The following is an 18,560-nucleotide window of genomic DNA, read 5'->3' as shown; positions in this document are numbered from 1 at the left end:
AAATTCTCAATAGTGTAGAGGTATTGATAACGATGTTAGATGTAACATTTCTCGCACACAGCGGCTTTCTCGTAGATGATGGCAAGCGCTGCTATGTGTTTGATTATTATAAGGATCCAAACAATATTGTTTGGCAATTGGCAAAGCGTGGCCGTGAATTGTGGTTTTTTATTAGTCACAGCCATGCAGATCATTTTAATCCGTCTATTACGGAATTTGATGGGCCTCAAACGCGTTATATTTGCCATCAAGATGTGCCATTAGAAGGTAAGGTAAGAAAATGCATTACCATGCGACCTGGCCAAGATGCAAATCTCGATGATGTAGGGGTTCATATGTACGGTAGCACCGACGAAGGCGGTTCTTTCTATGTAAAAACGGATACTGCAAATATCGACTCTGACTCCATATTCCATGCGGGTGACCTTAACTGGTGGCATTGGCTTGGCGATACGCCGGAGAATAATGCGGATGCAAAACGCATGGCTTGGCGTGAATTTAAGGAACTAGAAGGTCTATCCGTAGATGTGGCGATGTTCCCTGTAGATAATCGTTTAGAAGATGCCATGGAATGGGGTGCTATTGAATTCTTACGCCGCGTGCAGGTGAAAAAGGCGTTTATTCCTATGCATCTAAATGGTCCACTATGGGCGCCATCCGTGTATTTTAAAGCTCTCTTTGGCGATGTTCCTGTATGGGAGCCTCAAAAAGATGGCGATGAATGCACATTCTAAATATACTTTCACAGTTTGTAGTTCGTGAAAGTTCGTGACCTATGTGGTCACTACGTTGTATGGGGAGAGTCTATATACGTAATTGAGTAAGTTAGGATCAAGTGATGATGAAAACTAAACCAGTGGCAACCACCCTGTTGGTTGTCATGGCTATCATATTTTTAATTTCATACCCTCATAGGCACGATGCACTGTGGGCGTTTATCATGCACGTTTCGGGGGCCGCGATGATTGGCGGTTTGGCGGATTGGTATGCAGTGACAGCGCTCTTTACAAAGCCTTTAGGTATTCCTTTCAAAACGGCTATCTTGCCGCGTAGTAAAGAACGGTTAATACAGATTGGCCGGACCATGCTCAGCGAAGAATTACTTCGGGTGCCACAAATGTACTATGCCATCAAACGAGAACGCGTTATGGTGCGTATCATCGAATATGGCATGAGTGATGTAGGGCAAAAACAGATGAGAGAACTCTTATACGGTGTTGGCAATCAGGTATTATCCCATATGGATATTGAGCCGATGCGTAAGGAGATTAATAAGGCTGTTTATAAAGGGGTATCCAATTGGAAGGCCACACCTCTCGTTATTCTATTCGGGCGTTGCATGCTAGAGCGCCATACAGCTAGTGTATTTTGGCTTTATTTTAACCGAACTTGTCAACGTGTTATCGCGTCAAATCAGGTGTATCCATATTTGTATCGCGTCATGCTAGACATTATGAAAACCTATACTAAGGATTCATTTATGCGTGAACTAGCCATTGCCTTTGGTGGTGATGGGCTTTCACCTGAACGATTAGTTGATACGGTACAGAAAAAAGCAGTTCAGTTTTTACAAGATAACGAAGATATCGATTCGCCATTGGGACGCTATATATGGGGGCAGGCCATCAGATTTTTCAATAATTTGGAAACTAATGAGGAATGGCAGGCTTTCATCGAAGAACATAAGGACCAATGGGTCAAAATGGTCCTCGAAGAATGGGAAGGCAAGCTCATCGATGGGGATACGCTCGATTGGGTGCGCCTCATGGATATTGTGCTCGAACGATTTAACGTGCTCGGCAGTGAAATACTTCTAAATCCTGAAAAACAAGCGCCGTTTGAACGATTCTTCTTGTTGCGTAGCATTCCATGGCTACAAAAATTGAACCCTCTTATCGATCGTGTGGTGGGCGAAGAACTATCTCGTTATTCACCGGACGAGATTACGCACATTATACGCGGTAAAATGTATTATGATTTACAAATGGTTCGTATCAATGGCTCACTTGTGGGGGCCGTCCTCGGCGGGCTGTTCTACGGCCTTACCCTCCTCATTAAGGGGGTGATCGGATGATACGATATATTAAATCGCTTACCTTGAAACAGCGAGCCAATGGAATCTTTGGCTTGATGTTCGTGCTCTATTGTTTTGTTTTTGTAGGCCAGTTTTTCTTTGATGATGAAAGCTGGTATCAGCCACTCTATTGGGCAGTACAATCTGCTCTTATCGGTAGTGTGGCGGACTGGTTTGCCGTGACTGCATTATTCCGTAAACCTTTAGGATTTCCGTATCATACGGCTTTGATTCCTCGCAATAAGGAACGCCTGATCAATGGTGTAATTAAGCTGGTGGAAACGAAGATGCTAACGCGAGATCGTTGCCAAGTGCTATTAGGCAAGGTACAATTCGTACCTTTATTTGAAAAATTCCTACTATCTCCAGAGGGACAGCGGGCCGCACGCCTTGTCATTCATCAGGGATTACATTTGTTATGGAAATCTCAAACAACTGAGGAATGGGCACAGTGGGGGGCTAAGCGCATTCGTGCATTGTTAGAAAAACATTCCCTCGTACCTGTGTTAAAGCATGTATTACTTGATTTATGTGAACACAATCGCTATGAAGGCATGGTTGTACAGGTCTTGAATGTGATTCAAGAGCGTATTAACCATCCAGCTATGGTTACGTGGCTAACGGCCGTAGTTGCAGAGGAAGCGCATAAGAAAAAACGAAAGGGCTTCCTTTCTGATTTCTTGATTTCCTTGTCCGAGGCCACTGATGTTGTTAATTATCGTGAGATGGCAGAAGCCATTGTAACAGAGGCGTATGCTATGTTGGAAAACTGGAAACGCCCTAATAGCCCTGAGCGGACAGCATGGCTTCGTCAGTGGGTAGATCCGATTCGCCACATAGAGGAAAATCATGTGGTCTGCGATGCTCTCGATGAGGCTTGGGAACGTTGGATACGAGAACAAGATTGGGAATCTATCATCGAGAACCATTTATGTCCATACGTTGAGGAGTTGCTTGTTGAAGGCGATGAAAATGGCGAAACGCCAGCTCAAGTTCTTGTGAATATCGCCCTTGAACTTTGGAATGTATATGGTCAATCTGAAGATCTTCGCAATCGCATTGAAACTACCCTCCACGATATTGCACGGTATGTGCTAGAACAAGGGTATGATCTCATCGAAACCATCATACGCCAAGTATTAGGCGGACTTAGCACCGATAAATTTATCTACTTTATCGAGTCTAAGGTAGAGGATGACCTCAGCTGGATTCGTATTAATGGTGCCATTGTAGGTGCCGTAGCTGGCCTTGTGGTATGGAGTTTTCTTGAGTACGTCTATGTACCATTATTAGCTTTACTCGGTTAAATACCTTGTCTAGTTTACATGTAAATTACAGTATTTACATATACGAAAATAAAACACCCTTCTATATGACGAGTGCTTCTCGTAGTTGAGACTTGTCATATAGAGGGGTGTTTTTATGTACAACGTATTACATTATTCTATTAATGCTTCCGATAGAGGAAGGGTAATGGAGAAGGTAGTAAATACACCTAGCTCACTCTTTGCCGTGATTGTACCGTGATGTAAATGAACAACCTTGTCTACGAAATAGAGGCCTAAGCCTATACCGTGATTAGACTTTTTATTTCGTGATTGCTCTGTTTGATACATACGGTTGAAGATTTGTGATAGATTATCTGCCTCGATGCCAATCCCGTTATCGGTAACCTCAATAATCAAATATAGATTATTGCGCTTGGCCGTGATATTGATGGTCGACTTTGTGAATTTAATCGCATTGTCGATAAGATTCGTTACGGCACGACGCAAGGATACTTCGTGGCCCGTAATGATTAAATCACTATCAATATCAGCATTGATGGTGATATGCTTTTCCGCACAAAGTCGAGTGTAATCATGTATCATGTTTCTTAACATGGTACTTACATCCACAGGGGCTACATTCATTTCATAGTTATTTTCTAACCGTGCTACATCCAATAATTGCGCTACCAGGGATGACATGAATTTGGCTTGCTCTAAAATATGGGTCAAGCCTTCTTGCATTTCCTCTGGTGTTCGCGCATATTTGATGGCATACTCACTTTCAGCTTGGATAACGGCAATCGGTGTACGCAATTCATGAGATACGTCAGAACTGAATTGCTTTTCCCGATTGGATGAATCTTCGAGGCCGGATAACATGCGGTTGAATGTGGTCGTCAACTCATAGACCTCATCCTTCGCGATTTCCGGCAATTCAATACGACGACTCAAGTCGTTGTTTTTACCGATAACCTTTGCTGTGTGAGTCAGTTTACGCAACGGTTTTAGACCTTGTTTTATGAATAGATAACCACCGATAGAAGAGATGAGCAACGCCACCAAATTGACAAGCAATAAGGCGTATAGGATATCTCCGTTTTTATCCGTAATCTTTTGGCTCGTAATAGCCCGTAAGAAACCTCGGTAATTCGGTGCATTGATAGGAACATCGTAATAGTAAAATGTCATACCATTGGCTTCGATTTCACCAACCTGTCCAAGCGATAAATTCGATTGATTTGGGAATCCATCCGGTAAATAGCCTTTCGTAATTAATCCATCTTGTGTGTAAACGAGATAGAATGTGCCATCTTCATAAGGCTTAAACTTGCGAATGTCCGTAGACATGATGAGCGTTTGTTGTTGTAATCGATCTCTGATTTCCGTGCTGCGTGCCGTGCCCATATAGTTATAGTAGAAAATGGACATGGAAATTAGAAGGGTAATCAGAAACAACGTATACCACAACATGATTTTAAAGGTTAGTGGTATGCGATTCCACAGGTGCTTAAATGCACCGGACATAGAATTAAGGTCGTGACCTTGTTCCTTAGTTTTCTGTTTTGAGGACATATCCTACTCCACGAACGGTTTGAATCAATTTCACATTTTCATCCGTGTCAATCTTTTTACGTAAATCCTTAATATATACATCAATTAGATTAGAGTAGCTTTCATAATCGTATTCCCAAACATGATCTAGAATTTGTTGACGGGACAAAACGATATTTTCGTTGCTTGCTAAATAATACAATAAATCAAATTCTTTAGCTGTCAATGTAATCGCTTCGCCATCGCGCTTTACCGTACGTTGCGGAACGTTGATTGTCAAAGGACCAACTTTGATATCATTTTGTGCATGACGTGCGTTACGACGTGCTAACGCATAGATACGAGCTGTTAATTCTTCAAGATCAAAAGGTTTTACAAGGTAATCATCGGCACCTGTATTGAGACCTGTAACCTTATCTTGTAAGGAATCCTTCGCCGTTAATAATAAAACAGGTGTTGTATTACCTTCGTTACGCATTTGAGCCAATGCGCTAATGCCATCCAATACAGGCATCATGATATCCATAACGATGACATCATAACTAGATGTATTTACATAATCGATAGCTTGTTGACCGTTGAAACATGTATCGACAGTCATATTTTCAGCACGCAAATATTTGGCCGTAATACCATTCAGCATTTCTTCGTCTTCTACAAGTAAAATCTTCATATGTTTGTTCTCCTTATGTATGATTAAATTATATAACTCTCTCTTAATACAACTTAATTACTAATCAGATCCCATTTTGTGAAAGCTGCAACACATTAGTAATTAAATTAATATTAACATATTTAAGTTATATTATATAACTAATTTATCTATTATCATACCTTATACAAACGGAATGAGTGAAAAATGAATGTAATAAATGGTAAAACCCTATATATTCATATATATATAGCATGTAAGCACCACTATATAAGTTTTGCCTAGCGTAATTAGATTTCATAAAATGAAGTATATCGAAGATTGCTATTTATGCATAGATAAGAGCGATTTTACTGATTTTGAAAGATGTAAAGAAAATCACAATAAAAACTTATGATAATAATTATCAAAAGTGAAAAGTATACTAAAATCGAGAGGTTTTAATATATATAAGCCGTTTAAATTCCGTGTATTTTTAGTAGGAATTTAAAAATTTTGATAACAATAAATGACCTTATTGGGGTGGTATAGTCGGTAAAACATAGTATTTATTGGTCTCATATGGTTATCTATAAAGTAAAAAATTCGGAACCGAATCAATATAAATGATATACATAAAAATAAATAGAATTTCCATTTAATATAATCAGAATGTTCAAGATTCATCTACAAAAATGTGAAATGATATAGAGTATCAATTAAAATCATCGAAATTAATTATGCATAATAAGGTTTAGACATACGGGGCAATGCTCTCTATAATTATAAGTAAAGCTATAAGAAAAATCGCACAAGTGTGAGGCTTTTCTTTAAGGAAAAATGATTAGGTTATCAAAAATTTTTATAAGGTTTTTGAATCTAGATAGTCTAAGAAATTTTCTTTTTATAGGTAGTTATGAGGAGGTCATTATGGAACAGTTTGATGTTCTAGTAGTAGGTAGCGGTGGCGCTGGTATGCGTGCGGCTCTTGAAGTTGGTCGTCGCAAAGGCTTAAATGTAGCACTTATTACTAAAATTTTCCCAACCCGTTCAGCAACAGCAATGGCGCAAGGCGGTGTCAATGCATGTTTGAACAACGTAGCAGCTGAAGATACAGTTGAAACACATACTTTCGATACAGTAAAAGGTTCTGACTATCTTGGTGACCAAGATGCGATCGAATTCTTCTGCTCTCGTTGTCCAGAAGGCGTACTTGAAATGGACCACATGGGTGCTCCTTTCTCTCGTACTCAAGAAAATAAAATTGCGCAACGTAACTTCGGTGGTCAATCCTATCCACGTACTTGCTACTCTGCGGATAAAACTGGTCACGTTATTTTGCACACAACTTACGAACAATGCTTGAAAGAAGGCGTACACTTCTTACAAGAATGGTACCTTTTAGATCTTGTTAAATCTGCAGACGGTCATGTTGGTGGCGCTGTAGTTTGGAACATGAAAGAAGGTCGCGTAGAACAAATTAAAGCGAAAGCTATCATCTTGTCCACTGGTGGTGCAGGTCGTATTTTCTGGACTCGTACTACAAACCCATTCCTTTCCACAGGCGATGGCATGGCAGCAGCTTTCCGTGCTGGTAACGGCTTGAAAGATATGGAAATGATTCAATTCCATCCAACTGGTCTTGGTCGTACTGGTATCTTGATGTCTGAAGCGGTTCGTGGTGAAGGTGGTTACCTTCTTAACTCTGAAGGCGAACGTTTCATGAAAAAATATGCGCCAAATAAAATGGAATTGGCATCCCGTGACGTTGTAGCGAAAGCAATCGAAGATGAAATCGCTGCAGGTCGTGGTTTCGGTTCTGGTCTTAACGCATATGTAGTAGCTGACCTTCGTCACTTAGGACCTGAAGTTATCATCGAAAAACTTCATGGTATCCGTGACTTGGCAATGTGCTTCGAACACTGCGATCCATTGACTCAACCAGTACCTATTCGTCCTACATGTCACTATACAATGGGCGGTATCGACGTAGTGGACTACAAAACTTGTGCATGTGAATTGCCTGGTTTGTTCGCTTCTGGCGAAGCTTCTTGTATTTCCATCCATGGTGCTAACCGTTTAGGTGGTAACTCCTTGGCAGACGGCGTAGTATTCGGTAAAGTATCCGGTGCTGGTGCAGCTGACTATGCTGAAACACATGAACAACCTAACGTAGATGCAGAATTAGCTGCAGCTGCAAAAGCTTGGGAAGCTAAATTCACTGAAGTAACAACTCGTGAAGGCGGTCGCCCAGTTGTAGAAATCCGCGATGCATTGGCTGATGCAATGTGGAATAAAGTAGGTATCTTCCGTAATGAAGATGGTATTACTGAAGCATTAAAAGAAATCGATCAATTGATCGAAGATTATAAAACTTGTTATGTAGGTGACCCTGAACGTACTTACAACATGGCATTCGTAAACTATTGTGAAATCGGTTCTATGTTAACAGTAGCAAAAGCTATTGCAATGGGCGCTTTACACCGTCGTGAATCCCGTGGCGCTCATATTCGTGAAGACCATCCAAAACGTAATGATGAAAAATACTTAAAACATTCCTTGATTAAGTTAGGCGCTGACGGTCAATACGAATTAACAGAACGCGACGTAGTGTTCACTAAATACGAACCACAAGAAAGGAAGTACTAAGATGAGACAAATCACCTATCATATCCACCGTTACCAACAAGGTCGCGCGTTTGTACAAACTTTCAAATTCGATTACGAACCTGACCGTACAATTCTTTGGGGCCTTCAAAAAATTAAAGATACTCAAGATCCAACATTAACATTCTTGGCAGCTTGCCGTTCCGCAGTTTGTGGCGCTTGCTCCATTCGCGTAAATGGCGAAGCAATGCTTGGTTGTGAATCTAAAATTGATGAATTGACAGAACGTTATGGTACAGATGAATTAACTATCGCTCCTATCGGTAACTTCCGTGTAATCCGCGACTTAGTTGTTGATTGGGAATCTAAAGTTGATCGTTTGAAAACAGTTGCTCCTTGGATTTTCCTTAAAGCAGAATTCAACGAAGGCGACAAAATCGTTCGTCAAACTCCAGCTGATTTCAAAAAATTCGTTGCTGGTACAGAATGTATCCTTTGCGGTTGTTGCGCATCTGAATGTAACAAATTGACTGCACGTCAAGACGATTTCTTGGAACCATATGTATTCACTAAAGCTAACCGTTTCGTATTGGATAGCCGTGATGATGCACCTATGGCTCACATTCAACCTGCTTATGACAATGGTCTTTGGAAATGCGTTCACTGCATGAACTGTATCTCCCGTTGTCCTAAACACTTAAAACCTGCTCAAGATATTTCCAACATGCGTAAAGAAGCTACAAAAGCTGGCCTTACAAACAACAAAGGCGTTCGCCATGCAGTTGCTTTCAAAGAAGACCTTTACAAAACTGGTCGCTTGAAAGAAGTTTCTATGAGCTTGAAATCTGACGGTGTTGTAGATTCCGCTAAACAAGCATTCTATGCATTACGTTTGTGGAAACACAGCAAAATTAATCCTTTCGAACTTGTAGTACCTCAAAAACCAGTTAATGGTATTGATGGTGTTCGCAGACTTATGAAAGCAGCTGAGGAGGTAAGCAAATAATGAAATACGCATTTTTCCCAGGTTGCGTTCTTGAAAGCGCTGCCAAAGAAGATTACATGGCAACTGTTGCAGTAGCTAAAAAACTCGGCATCGAACTAGAAGAACTTGACGGTTGGACTTGCTGCGGCGCATCCCACGTTCAAGATATCGCTCCAGAAATTACATTAGCTACAAACGCACGTAACATTGCATTGGCAGAAGAAAAAGGTTTGAACCTTTTAACTGTATGTAACACTTGTACTTTGATGCTTCGTGAAGCTAAAAACGAATTAGACAATAACGAAAAAGAAAAAGAAGAAGTGAACAAAAAATTAGCTCAAATCGGTAAACAATACCGCGGTACAACTGATATCACTCATTTCTTATGGGTATTGATTCGCGATTACGGTTTGGATAAATTGAAAGAAAAAGTTGTTAAACCTTTAACAGGTTTACGTGTAGCTGAATACTATGGTTGCCATATTCTTCGTCCTCAAACTGAAATGGGCTTCGAAGACTATCAAATGCCTACATCTTTAGCAGATTTGATCTCTGCTATCGGTGCTACACCAATCGACTTCTCCCGTAAACTTGATTGCTGCGGTTTCCATGCTGTATACCCTGCACATGATTCCGTAATGCAAATGACTGGCTCCATCAACAAAGATGCAGCTACAGAAGGCGCAGATTGCGTAGTAACTCCTTGCCCACTTTGCCAAATGCAACTTGATATGTTCCAAAAAGAAGCAAAAGAAGTTGTTGGCGGTGGCAAAGATATGCCAATCTTGCACATGTCCCAATTAGTGGGTCTTGCTCTTGGCATCACTCCTGAAGAAATGGGCATGCCTAAACGTCACTTAACTGATACTGCAGCAGTGACAAAATTTGTAGGTTAATTCGTTTTAATTTAGAGTGCCTCAGTTGGCTTATAAAACCTAAATTAAACCTATTATCATAATTACCGTAAAGACCCCCTGGCCTTGGCTAGGGGGTCTTTATTTGATACATATATGGTGTTTATTATATAATAAATAGGTAAGTATTGATGACATTAGGAGGTCTCATGAACGAAGCCTTATTAGAATATATAGACCATAAATTGAATAACGAAGATTTGGGGCGCGTATTCCCAGTCACCTTTCAAGGTAATGAGTATTTTGTAAAACGTGCTGTAGGTAATAACCGGTCATCATGGATCAAACCATCCCCTCGTGCATCCTTTGATCATGAGTTCTATATGATGAACTTTGTGCGTACACAATTACCATTAGCTCCGGAAATTGTAGGCTTTCGAGAAAATTATTTCGTGACACCGAATTATGGTAAGAACTTGACCTACTATGGCCATTTACCGCAGGAGCATCCAGAAGATAGTTCCCTAGAAGATATGGCTGTTCATATTTTTTATGCTTTTGGTAAAGCTCTCGGCATGCTCCACGATTACGGTATCGCTCATGGTCGTCCTGCATTACGAGATATCGTATACAATCCAGATGCGGATAGTGTCATGCTCCTCGATTGGGAAAATGCACGCCGTTGGCCAGAATTCACGCCTGCTGGATGGGATTTACTGATTTTTATTCATAGCTTCATCCGCGAAGGAGACTTACCAAATACCTACCTATATGCAGCTATGAATGGTTATAGCTCTGCCCGTTGTGCACGGGATACTGTTCTTCATGTGAAAGAAGTGTTACACAAGCGTGACTATCTATTTAAATTCTGTCGCCTGTTGGAACCGTTCCATTTTGTAGACACAGAAGCAGCCGTAAAATCATTTGATTTTATACAAGCACTAAAAACTGAATAACTGTGTATGACTAGTTGATTCTTGCAAAAACAGAATGCTAAGGATGCCCCGAATGGCCCTCCCGTATGGTGAGGGTCATTTTATTATGGTAAAATAGATTGTATACATGGTGATATTTTACCAGCATTAGTTAGCATTAAAAAATCATAAATCCGCTGTAGGGGAGTTATGACGAGGTATAACAAGTGGAATATATTATTTCGTTTATGGAAACGTATGGCTATGCAGCCATGTTTATTGCGATGGTTCTAGAGAATGCGAATATACCGATTCCTAGTGAAATTGTGCTTGGATTTGCAGGGTATTTAATTTCTCAAGGTATATTTGGTTTGCATACGACAATGGTCGTAGGTACATTGGCTGGTATCGTTGGATCCATTTTGTCATATTGGATGGGGGAATATGGCGGCCGTCCGTTGTTATTGAAATACGGTAAATATGTATTCTTTAATGAGCATAAATTTGAACTCGCTGAAAAGATGTTTAATAAATATGGTGGAGTAGCTATATTCTTTGGCCGTCTTTTACCTGGTGTTCGTACATTTATCTCCTTCCCGGCTGGCATGGCACGCTATCCATTGTGGCACTTTATCGTTTGGACTGTACTCGGTACTATTCCTTGGACGATTTTACTCGTATATTTAGGAAAAGTACTTGGGGAAAACTGGAAAGATCTTATTCAGTATAATCATGAATTTTTGCTAGTTGTGATTGTCATCTTTGCTATTGTGGCTGCAGTGCTCGGATTTAAATACTATAAGAATCGCCGTAAATCATAAGGAGGTCACAATGAAATTGTCTCGTTTGACGCCTGTGTTGTTTGTTGTTTGGCTGGTATTCTTTATGGTAGCTAATAATATACTACCTGTAACCGATCCAGTAGAATCGAATTATGCGTTAACTGCTAAGGAAATGGTGTTGTCTGGCAATTGGTTATCGCCACAGATTTATGGGACATATTGGTATGACAAGCCGATTATGATTTATTGGCTGATTGCATTAGCTTTTAAAATCTTTGGTATCGCTGATTGGGTAGTTCGTTTGCCAAGTGCTATATTTGGGGCTTTGTCAGTGGCTGCCATGTTTCAAACTTTACGGACCTTTAGTCGACGTTGGCTCGTTGGCCTAGTAGGTTCCTCTATCCTTGGTACATCTCTTATGTTCTGGGCTGTTGCTCATGGTGTTATAACCGACATGGTACTGTTATATACGACCTTGATGGTTATGATGTATGCGTACAAAGGCTTGAATGAAAATTCTAGTACGGCCATGGTCGTAGCTTACGTATTTTCCGGATTAGGCGTTTTGACAAAGGGGCCCGTAGCACTTGTTTTACCTGGCCTTATTTTACTCGTTTATGTTGCGCTTTGCCGTTCAAAACAAATGTTATTACGCCTCTTTGACTGGAAGGGGATTTTGGCCTTTCTTGTCGTCGCTATGCCGTGGTATGTTTATATGTATAGCGCCCATGGACAAGCCTTTTTGGATGGATTCTTAGGCCTTAACAATGTAACACGTGCGACTCAGTCTGAACACCCGGAAGATAATGTGTGGTGGTACTATATCGCTATTTTCCTCGGCGCTTCTTTACCATGGACGGGCGCTGTTATTTATGGTATGATAACGGGCTTTAAACAGCACCATAAGTGGTACGTGTATTGCATGTGTTGGGGCGTGGGTACTGTTCTATTCTATTCCTTGATGGCCACTAAGTATCCTCTATATACATTTATTAGTCTTGTACCTTTCAGTATTCTTGGTACATTAGGGGCTATGAAAGCTCTGCGTCCGGGTCGGCCTCGTTATGTCCCATGGATTGTAGTCGGTCCCACACTATTGTTATGGATCGCTTATGTAGGGGCGTCTTTCTTTGCTCCTTGGGGCTATTATGGATTGCTCTATGTTTTGGCAGGCGTATCCATATTAGGGCTGTTATGGTTCTGGTGGACTCGCCAACGGTATCGTTTGTTGAGCATTGTCGTGATCGGAACCATGCTCATTTCATCGATTGTAGTACTCGAGGGTTTGGTACCTCTTGTTAAACAACGTAGTTCTATCAATCTTATCCCTGTTGTAGATAAATATAATGGTGATGTATATTATTACAATGGATACAGCACATCTCTCGTATATTATACTGGACATGAGGTGGTTCGGATTAAGGGTGACAGTAGTCGTTGGGATGATAAGGATAAATTAAAACATCGTAGTGCTGAATGGGATAAGAAATACCTTATGGAACAAGTGACGGAGGACGAGTTTATCAAGCGTTTGGCTGAAGGTAAGCAAATCATGGTCATCGTTCCAAAAGGCGAAATTAACCATTTTAAACAGTCTAGTATTGCACCATATGTTGGTGAGTACAGCGAGGCTGGTAGCTCTGAGATTTATATTTTGAATAAACGACAAGCTTATATTGAAGAATAATATATTGTTAATCGTGTTTGTGAAAGTAGCATCAACCGCTCAATGCGGTTGATGCTTTTTTGCGTATATAATCGAATATTTAATGTATATATTATGTCCTAATTACTATTTATATTTTTTTAGAAATAAAGCCTATTATAGTTATATGCATTGTTGACATATTAAAAACATATTGGTATAGTAGGTTATATAATTTTTTAGGACGAGGTGTTTTGAAACCTTATTTCATCTAGGTTTTAGAAAAGTGCGGAAGTGGCATGTGTCAAAATCGCCCCCTTGTTGTGAGGTAGAAAGAGGGGAAGTTATGAAGAAGACATGGTATCTAATCATTGGAGTAGTTCTCTTGGTTATTGGCTGCATAGCCTATGGTTATCATGAACACCATAAACCAAAGACGGCTCAAGAATTAAAGACTGTACGCGTAGCCTATTTACCAATTACCCATGCATTGCCGGTATTCGCTACAAAAGAATTAGAAACAGCAGATGGTCCTGTTCATGTAGAGCTTGTTAAATATGGATCTTGGCCAGAGTTGATGGATGCATTAAATACAGGCAAGGTAGATGCTGCATCGGTACTCGTTGAGCTAGGTGTAAAGGCTCGTGAACAAGGCATAGATGTTCGTGCTGCTGCACTTGGTCATACAGAGGGTAATATTATCATCGTAAATAAGGATATTAACTCCGTTCAAGACTTAAAAGGTAAATCCTTTGCTATCCCTCATAAACAATCTACTCAAAAAATTCTCGTAGACCTCATGCTTGAACAAGCGGGTCTTTCTGAAAAAGATGTGCAAATCGTAGAAATGAGTCCTCCAGAAATGCCTTCTGCTCTATCGGTAGGACAAATTGCTGGGTATAGTGTAGCCGAACCATTTGGCTCTCTAGCCCTTGAAATGGGAACTGGGAAGGTCTTTGAAGATCCGGACCATCTCTGGCATGATAATATTTGCTGTGCTCTTGTGTTTAATGGTCAATTCGTCGATGAACATCATGACTTGGCAAAAGCTTTCACAAAAGCCTATCTCGATGCAGGTACATATTTAGACGAACATCCAAAGGCACAAGAGGAGATTTCCTCAAAGTACATGAAGTTTAATGACCCAATTATTGAACGTTCCCTCAAAGTGATTGGGTTTAAAGATTTAGCCCTTACAGAGGACCGTTATAATGCTCTTGTGCATCACATGACACATATTGATTTAATCAAAAAAGTGCCGAGTTATTCAGAGTTTGTAGATACATCGTTGTTACCATAGGAGGGGGATCATGAAGAAATATACATATGTGCCAGGTTCATTTATCGCAGCTTGGCTAATTTGGGAGTTAATCGTTCGCCTCGGGGGTTTTAATGAAGCGCTATTGCCAACGCCGTATAAGGTGTTGGTCGGCTTTGGAGAACTCATCGGAGATGGTGTTCTCTTTAAAGATATTGCAGACAGTTTAGTACGCTTCTTTATCGGCTATCTTATTTCTGTTGTAGCCGGCGTATTCTTCGGCCTTATCTTGGGGTGGTATAAGGGGATTTGGAACTACATCAATCCAATCGTTCAAGTCATTCGACCAATTTCTCCTGTGGCGTGGTTGCCGTTTATCGTTCTCTTTTTCGGTATCGGTCAAGCACCAGCTATCGTTATCATCTTTATCGCAGCATTCTTCCCTGTGCTATTGTCTACCGTGTCTGCTATTCAAAATATCGACCCTGTGTACATCAAGGTAGCGCGCAACTTTGGTATTAAACAGCCAGAACTGTTATTTAAAATCGTGTTGCCTGCCGTATTCCCTGGTATTGCATCGGGTCTTCACATCGCGCTTGGTACGGCGTGGATCTTCCTTGTAACCGGTGAAATGGTAGGCTCCCAAACAGGCCTTGGCTTCCTCATTATCGATATGAGAAATAACTTGCGTAACGATCTCTTGATGGTAGCCATTTTGATCATCGGTTTCGTTGGGCTTTTACTCGATTGGGGCGTGTCCCTCATCGAAAAATGGATTTACAAACGTTGGGGTATTGAGAAATAGGAGGTGGCCTCATGGGTTACATTTCGGTGCGCAATGCACACAAGGAATTTATGAAAGATGGGGAACCACTCACCATTCTTGAAGATATCAACTTAGACATTGAAAAGGGCGAGTTTATTTGTCTCTTAGGCCCTTCTGGGTCCGGTAAAAGTACGCTATTAAACGCTATAGCGGGCTTTGAGCTCGTTACATCTGGTTCCATTACTATCGACGGTGAAGAGGTGAAAGCGCCTCAACTCAGATATGTAACGGTATTTCAAAACTATGGCTTGTTGCCGTGGCGTACGGTGGAAAGCAATATTGAGCTTGGTCTCGAAAGTAAAAAGGTGCCTAAAGAAGAGCGTCCTGCTATCATCGACAAATACGTTAAAATGGTAGGCCTTGACCATGCCCGTAATCGCTACCCTGCAGAACTATCTGGGGGCATGCAACAACGTGTATCCATCGCTCGTGCATTAGCTGTTGATCCTGATATTATCTTCATGGACGAGCCGTTAGGTGCCCTCGATGCATTAACACGTATCAACTTACAAGACGAAATCTCTCGCATCTGCCGCGAAGAAGGCAAAACTGTTGTATTTGTTACCCACGATATTGAAGAAGCCGTAGTCCTAGCAGACCGCGTTGTGGTACTAGCGGCAAACCCGGGACGTGTACAAACTATCATCCCTGTAAATATCATCGATAGAACTGACCGCACATCGGCATCCTTTGTTAATATTCGTAACCATATCTTTGAACAATTCCAATTAGCAAAAGAAGACAAAATCGAGTTCTATATTTAGTTGTTATGGTGTATACTATAAGAAGCTAAAGATTGTAAGTGCTCCACTGAGTGCACAAAAGAAACCACCTAGGGACTACGACATACCTAGGTGGTTTTTTTATTTCTTATGCAATTTGTGTCATTATCATGTATAGTAGATATATATTATTTATTACCTATAAAATTTAAATTGGAGGCTGTATGTCTTTATTTGAGTTAGAGAAGACCTTGTCTTTTGATGAATATATAGCAACTTTCGATGCGGAGTGTGTGGCGAAGGTGCACGATTTTGTAGACTGGCTCGCTCAGTATCAAGGTGGTCTCGTCCATAATCCTTGGGGTGAGGTAAATCCTGATTTAGAGATTGTTACAGATGGTTTTGATGCGGCCCAAGTGCGTCGAGATAATTTGGTAGCCTATTTATTGCCGCGATTAGGTCGAGCTAAGGTATTTGTAGTGGCAGAGGCAGTAGGATATCAAGGCGGACGTTTTAGTGGCATTGCTATTACTTGTGAAAGAATGCTATTAGATAAGCACCAAACCATTCGTGCGAAGGATGTAACGCCGATTCGGTTGGAACGCACTAGTTCGCCTACTAGCTCTTTATTAAAAGGAACACAGCAGAAGGACGGTTTTAACGAACCTACTGATACGGTAGTGTGGAGTGCTATCGTTGAAAAGGGGATAGATCCATATGATACGTTGTTGTGGAATATATTCCCCTTCCATCCTCATAAGGATGGAAATCCATTGACGAACCGCACACCTACGGATAAAGAGCAACAATTAGGTTGGGAGTATACAAAACGCTTGTTAGATTTACATATAGAATTAGGCGGCGTAGAACCTCTTGTGCTCGCCGTAGGCCAAAAATCTGCAGATACAATGGGAAAATTTGGATTGTCTGCTATTGGGTTGCGCCACCCTGCAAACGGCGGTGCTAATCTATATCGTCAGGGCTTTGCGGAGGCTATAGATACATACTTAAAATAGTAAACATTTGAGAGTTTTTGGAGAGATACTTATGAAACGTTATTGTGATGCTTGCCGTCATTATTGCGATGAGGCGGCTATGTTTTGCCCTACATGTGGGCAGTATACGATGGCTACAGAGGTGGAGCGAATTGCACCTGAAGGTGATGTAATTTATCCTTTATCCCATTATCAGCTTAGCTATAAGGATACATATCTCTATGTGATGAATAAGTTCATGGATACGGATGGTCGCGCTTCGCGGAGGGAATTCTTACAATTTCTATTGCTGTGGCATGTATGTATAGTTGGTTTGCTCGCTTTTTTCTATGCTATAACCGCTATATTTCAAACGGGACCGTATTTAATCGGTTTAGGTGGGTTCTTAACGGCTATACTATGTTTAGTATCCTTGCTTCCGTTAGGGTCGTTATGTGTGCGCCGACTTCATGATACGGGACGAGGCAGTATGAGCTTGTTGCTGTTCCTCATCCCCTTTATAGGACCCTTGATTTTGCTTGCCTTGTTATGTCAAAAGGGGCAGCCACAGGACAATCAATATGGTGGTGCATTGCAGCATATCGTCATAGATAAACGGCTAGCTTCAATTATGAAAGTATCCCCTACGAGTAGTTCGTTAACAACGAGAGTTTTAATTGTTGTGCTTGTAAGTATAGTATGTATATTTGGATTTTCTTTACGAACTATGGGACCGGAAAATGAAGTGTTCCCTTCAGGGTGGTTTACAAATGCCATTGTTGGTGAAGGCAGTGAAGAGGCCGCTCGTGCATCAGTACAAGGCTATTTTGATGCGGTAAATAATAAGGACTATGATAAGGCTTTCACGTATGTGATGAACCGAGTTAGGGCCAATCCAGTAGAAAAACAAAAATGGCTCATAGCTATGCAGCAAGGTACAAAAGTGGATATGGTTACCTTGGATGTGGCACGGCTGAGTCGTTCAGGTAGTTTAAAACGTATTGTATTTGAAGCAGATTTACAAACCACAAAGGTTGGCGAAGGCATGGTAGAGGCTAAACCGATGAAGCGATATATTTCTCTTATTGAAGAAAATGGTGCGTGGCATATTGAAGGCTTTTACAAACATTTGCCTGATGATGATAACTAAATATGATGTATAAACACGGTTAGATTTTGTGCGATTATCAGCTCAAATTCGTACAGGATTAATGGAATAGCGTCAACATAAGGGTCCTCTTTTGTTAACGCTATTTTTATGTTACAATAATAGTAACGTATGAAAGCGAGGCTTTCATCAGAACGATCGGATTATAATGAACATTAAACGGTAACGAAGAGAACGTAACGTCGCGGCTGACGCGTTTAATGGTACACTATACTCATTTGCACGAGGCGAATGGACAAAAGGACTTGAACGGTAACAATTGAGTTGCGCTATTTTTGCGCCCATTTGAAAGACGCTG

At 40.9% G+C, this 18,560-nt stretch carries 16 protein-coding genes; 14 read left to right on the top strand and 2 right to left on the bottom strand.

Features of this window, described 5'->3' with window-relative positions; translation table 11 throughout:
• Positions 1–32: 32 nt before the first annotated feature.
• From O3598_RS02920 to O3598_RS02910, 3 genes are all read left to right on the top strand, one after another.
• Entirely contained in the window at positions 33–734 is a 702-nt protein-coding gene (locus tag O3598_RS02920) for an MBL fold metallo-hydrolase (RefSeq protein ID WP_371451704.1), read from the top strand.
• 104 nt (positions 735–838) lie between these two features.
• Positions 839–2,074 (top strand): DUF445 domain-containing protein, encoded by a 1,236-nt coding sequence (locus tag O3598_RS02915; protein ID WP_060807611.1) that lies wholly within the window; start codon positions 839–841, stop codon positions 2,072–2,074.
• Positions 2,071–3,381 (top strand): DUF445 domain-containing protein, encoded by a 1,311-nt coding sequence (locus tag O3598_RS02910; protein ID WP_371451702.1) that lies wholly within the window; start codon positions 2,071–2,073, stop codon positions 3,379–3,381. The genes O3598_RS02915 and O3598_RS02910 overlap by 4 nt, the downstream gene beginning before the upstream one ends.
• 132 nt (positions 3,382–3,513) lie before the next feature.
• On the opposite strand, the gene O3598_RS02905 is transcribed toward O3598_RS02910, so the two are convergent.
• A complete protein-coding gene (locus O3598_RS02905) occupies positions 3,514–4,917 on the bottom strand; it encodes a sensor histidine kinase (RefSeq protein ID WP_060807609.1) in 1,404 nt (467 codons plus the stop codon).
• Positions 4,895–5,569, bottom strand: a complete 675-nt coding sequence (locus tag O3598_RS02900; RefSeq protein ID WP_005378137.1) for a response regulator transcription factor — start codon at positions 5,567–5,569, stop codon at positions 4,895–4,897. Before O3598_RS02900 ends, O3598_RS02905 begins: the two co-directional genes overlap by 23 nt.
• Positions 5,570–6,457: 888 nt before the next feature.
• Between O3598_RS02900 and O3598_RS02895 the strand changes: the two genes are divergently transcribed.
• The 11 genes from O3598_RS02895 (at position 6,458) to O3598_RS02845 (ending at position 18,244) form a co-directional block, all read left to right on the top strand.
• Positions 6,458–8,176, top strand: a complete 1,719-nt coding sequence (locus O3598_RS02895) for an FAD-binding protein (RefSeq protein WP_005381164.1) — start codon at positions 6,458–6,460, stop codon at positions 8,174–8,176.
• Position 8,177: 1 nt separating this feature from the next.
• Positions 8,178–9,140, top strand: coding sequence for a succinate dehydrogenase/fumarate reductase iron-sulfur subunit (locus O3598_RS02890; RefSeq protein ID WP_005381216.1), 963 nt, complete (start codon positions 8,178–8,180; stop codon positions 9,138–9,140).
• Positions 9,140–10,015 (top strand): CoB--CoM heterodisulfide reductase iron-sulfur subunit B family protein, encoded by an 876-nt coding sequence (locus O3598_RS02885; protein ID WP_005378080.1) that lies wholly within the window; start codon positions 9,140–9,142, stop codon positions 10,013–10,015. Before O3598_RS02890 ends, O3598_RS02885 begins: the two co-directional genes overlap by 1 nt.
• A gap of 167 nt (positions 10,016–10,182) precedes the next feature.
• Positions 10,183–10,929, top strand: coding sequence for a BUD32 family EKC/KEOPS complex subunit (locus tag O3598_RS02880; RefSeq protein WP_287509074.1), 747 nt, complete (start codon positions 10,183–10,185; stop codon positions 10,927–10,929).
• Positions 10,930–11,114: 185 nt separating this feature from the next.
• Positions 11,115–11,708, top strand: a complete 594-nt coding sequence (locus O3598_RS02875) for a DedA family protein (RefSeq protein ID WP_371451699.1) — start codon at positions 11,115–11,117, stop codon at positions 11,706–11,708.
• A gap of 10 nt (positions 11,709–11,718) precedes the next feature.
• Positions 11,719–13,356 (top strand): ArnT family glycosyltransferase, encoded by a 1,638-nt coding sequence (locus O3598_RS02870; RefSeq protein WP_009660632.1) that lies wholly within the window; start codon positions 11,719–11,721, stop codon positions 13,354–13,356.
• Between the two features lie 304 nt (positions 13,357–13,660).
• Positions 13,661–14,614 carry an ABC transporter substrate-binding protein gene (locus O3598_RS02865; protein WP_323725290.1) on the top strand — a complete coding sequence of 318 codons (954 nt, stop codon included), beginning with the start codon at positions 13,661–13,663 and terminating at the stop codon, positions 14,612–14,614.
• Between the two features lie 10 nt (positions 14,615–14,624).
• Positions 14,625–15,377, top strand: coding sequence for an ABC transporter permease (locus O3598_RS02860; RefSeq protein WP_323726179.1), 753 nt, complete (start codon positions 14,625–14,627; stop codon positions 15,375–15,377).
• 11 nt (positions 15,378–15,388) lie between these two features.
• Positions 15,389–16,162, top strand: a complete 774-nt coding sequence (locus tag O3598_RS02855) for an ABC transporter ATP-binding protein (protein WP_060807604.1) — start codon at positions 15,389–15,391, stop codon at positions 16,160–16,162.
• Between the two features lie 182 nt (positions 16,163–16,344).
• Positions 16,345–17,136, top strand: coding sequence for a uracil-DNA glycosylase (locus tag O3598_RS02850; protein WP_285416873.1), 792 nt, complete (start codon positions 16,345–16,347; stop codon positions 17,134–17,136).
• Positions 17,137–17,167: 31 nt separating this feature from the next.
• Positions 17,168–18,244, top strand: coding sequence for a DUF805 domain-containing protein (locus O3598_RS02845; RefSeq protein ID WP_285416870.1), 1,077 nt, complete (start codon positions 17,168–17,170; stop codon positions 18,242–18,244).
• Positions 18,245–18,560: the final 316 nt, after the last annotated feature.

It is taken from the genome of Veillonella atypica (assembly GCF_041431435.1).
GTDB classification, from domain to species: Bacteria; Bacillota; Negativicutes; order Veillonellales; family Veillonellaceae; genus Veillonella; species Veillonella atypica.
Note: the sequence above shows the minus strand (reverse complement) of the source record. Positions and strands in the feature narration are given on the sequence as shown.

What these genes read in the sequence shown, in the direction of transcription:
- O3598_RS02920 (WP_371451704.1), top strand. Translation starts at nt 33, where the DNA reads ATGTTAGATGTAACATTTCTCGCACACAGCGGCTTTCTCGTAGATGAT.
- O3598_RS02915 (WP_060807611.1), top strand. Translation starts at nt 839, where the DNA reads ATGATGAAAACTAAACCAGTGGCAACCACCCTGTTGGTTGTCATGGCT.
- O3598_RS02910 (WP_371451702.1), top strand. Translation starts at nt 2,071, where the DNA reads ATGATACGATATATTAAATCGCTTACCTTGAAACAGCGAGCCAATGGA.
- O3598_RS02905 (WP_060807609.1), bottom strand. Translation starts at nt 4,917, where the DNA reads ATGTCCTCAAAACAGAAAACTAAGGAACAAGGTCACGACCTTAATTCT.
- O3598_RS02900 (WP_005378137.1), bottom strand. Translation starts at nt 5,569, where the DNA reads ATGAAGATTTTACTTGTAGAAGACGAAGAAATGCTGAATGGTATTACG.
- O3598_RS02895 (WP_005381164.1), top strand. Translation starts at nt 6,458, where the DNA reads ATGGAACAGTTTGATGTTCTAGTAGTAGGTAGCGGTGGCGCTGGTATG.
- O3598_RS02890 (WP_005381216.1), top strand. Translation starts at nt 8,178, where the DNA reads ATGAGACAAATCACCTATCATATCCACCGTTACCAACAAGGTCGCGCG.
- O3598_RS02885 (WP_005378080.1), top strand. Translation starts at nt 9,140, where the DNA reads ATGAAATACGCATTTTTCCCAGGTTGCGTTCTTGAAAGCGCTGCCAAA.
- O3598_RS02880 (WP_287509074.1), top strand. Translation starts at nt 10,183, where the DNA reads ATGAACGAAGCCTTATTAGAATATATAGACCATAAATTGAATAACGAA.
- O3598_RS02870 (WP_009660632.1), top strand. Translation starts at nt 11,719, where the DNA reads ATGAAATTGTCTCGTTTGACGCCTGTGTTGTTTGTTGTTTGGCTGGTA.
- O3598_RS02865 (WP_323725290.1), top strand. Translation starts at nt 13,661, where the DNA reads ATGAAGAAGACATGGTATCTAATCATTGGAGTAGTTCTCTTGGTTATT.
- O3598_RS02860 (WP_323726179.1), top strand. Translation starts at nt 14,625, where the DNA reads ATGAAGAAATATACATATGTGCCAGGTTCATTTATCGCAGCTTGGCTA.
- O3598_RS02855 (WP_060807604.1), top strand. Translation starts at nt 15,389, where the DNA reads ATGGGTTACATTTCGGTGCGCAATGCACACAAGGAATTTATGAAAGAT.
- O3598_RS02850 (WP_285416873.1), top strand. Translation starts at nt 16,345, where the DNA reads ATGTCTTTATTTGAGTTAGAGAAGACCTTGTCTTTTGATGAATATATA.
- O3598_RS02845 (WP_285416870.1), top strand. Translation starts at nt 17,168, where the DNA reads ATGAAACGTTATTGTGATGCTTGCCGTCATTATTGCGATGAGGCGGCT.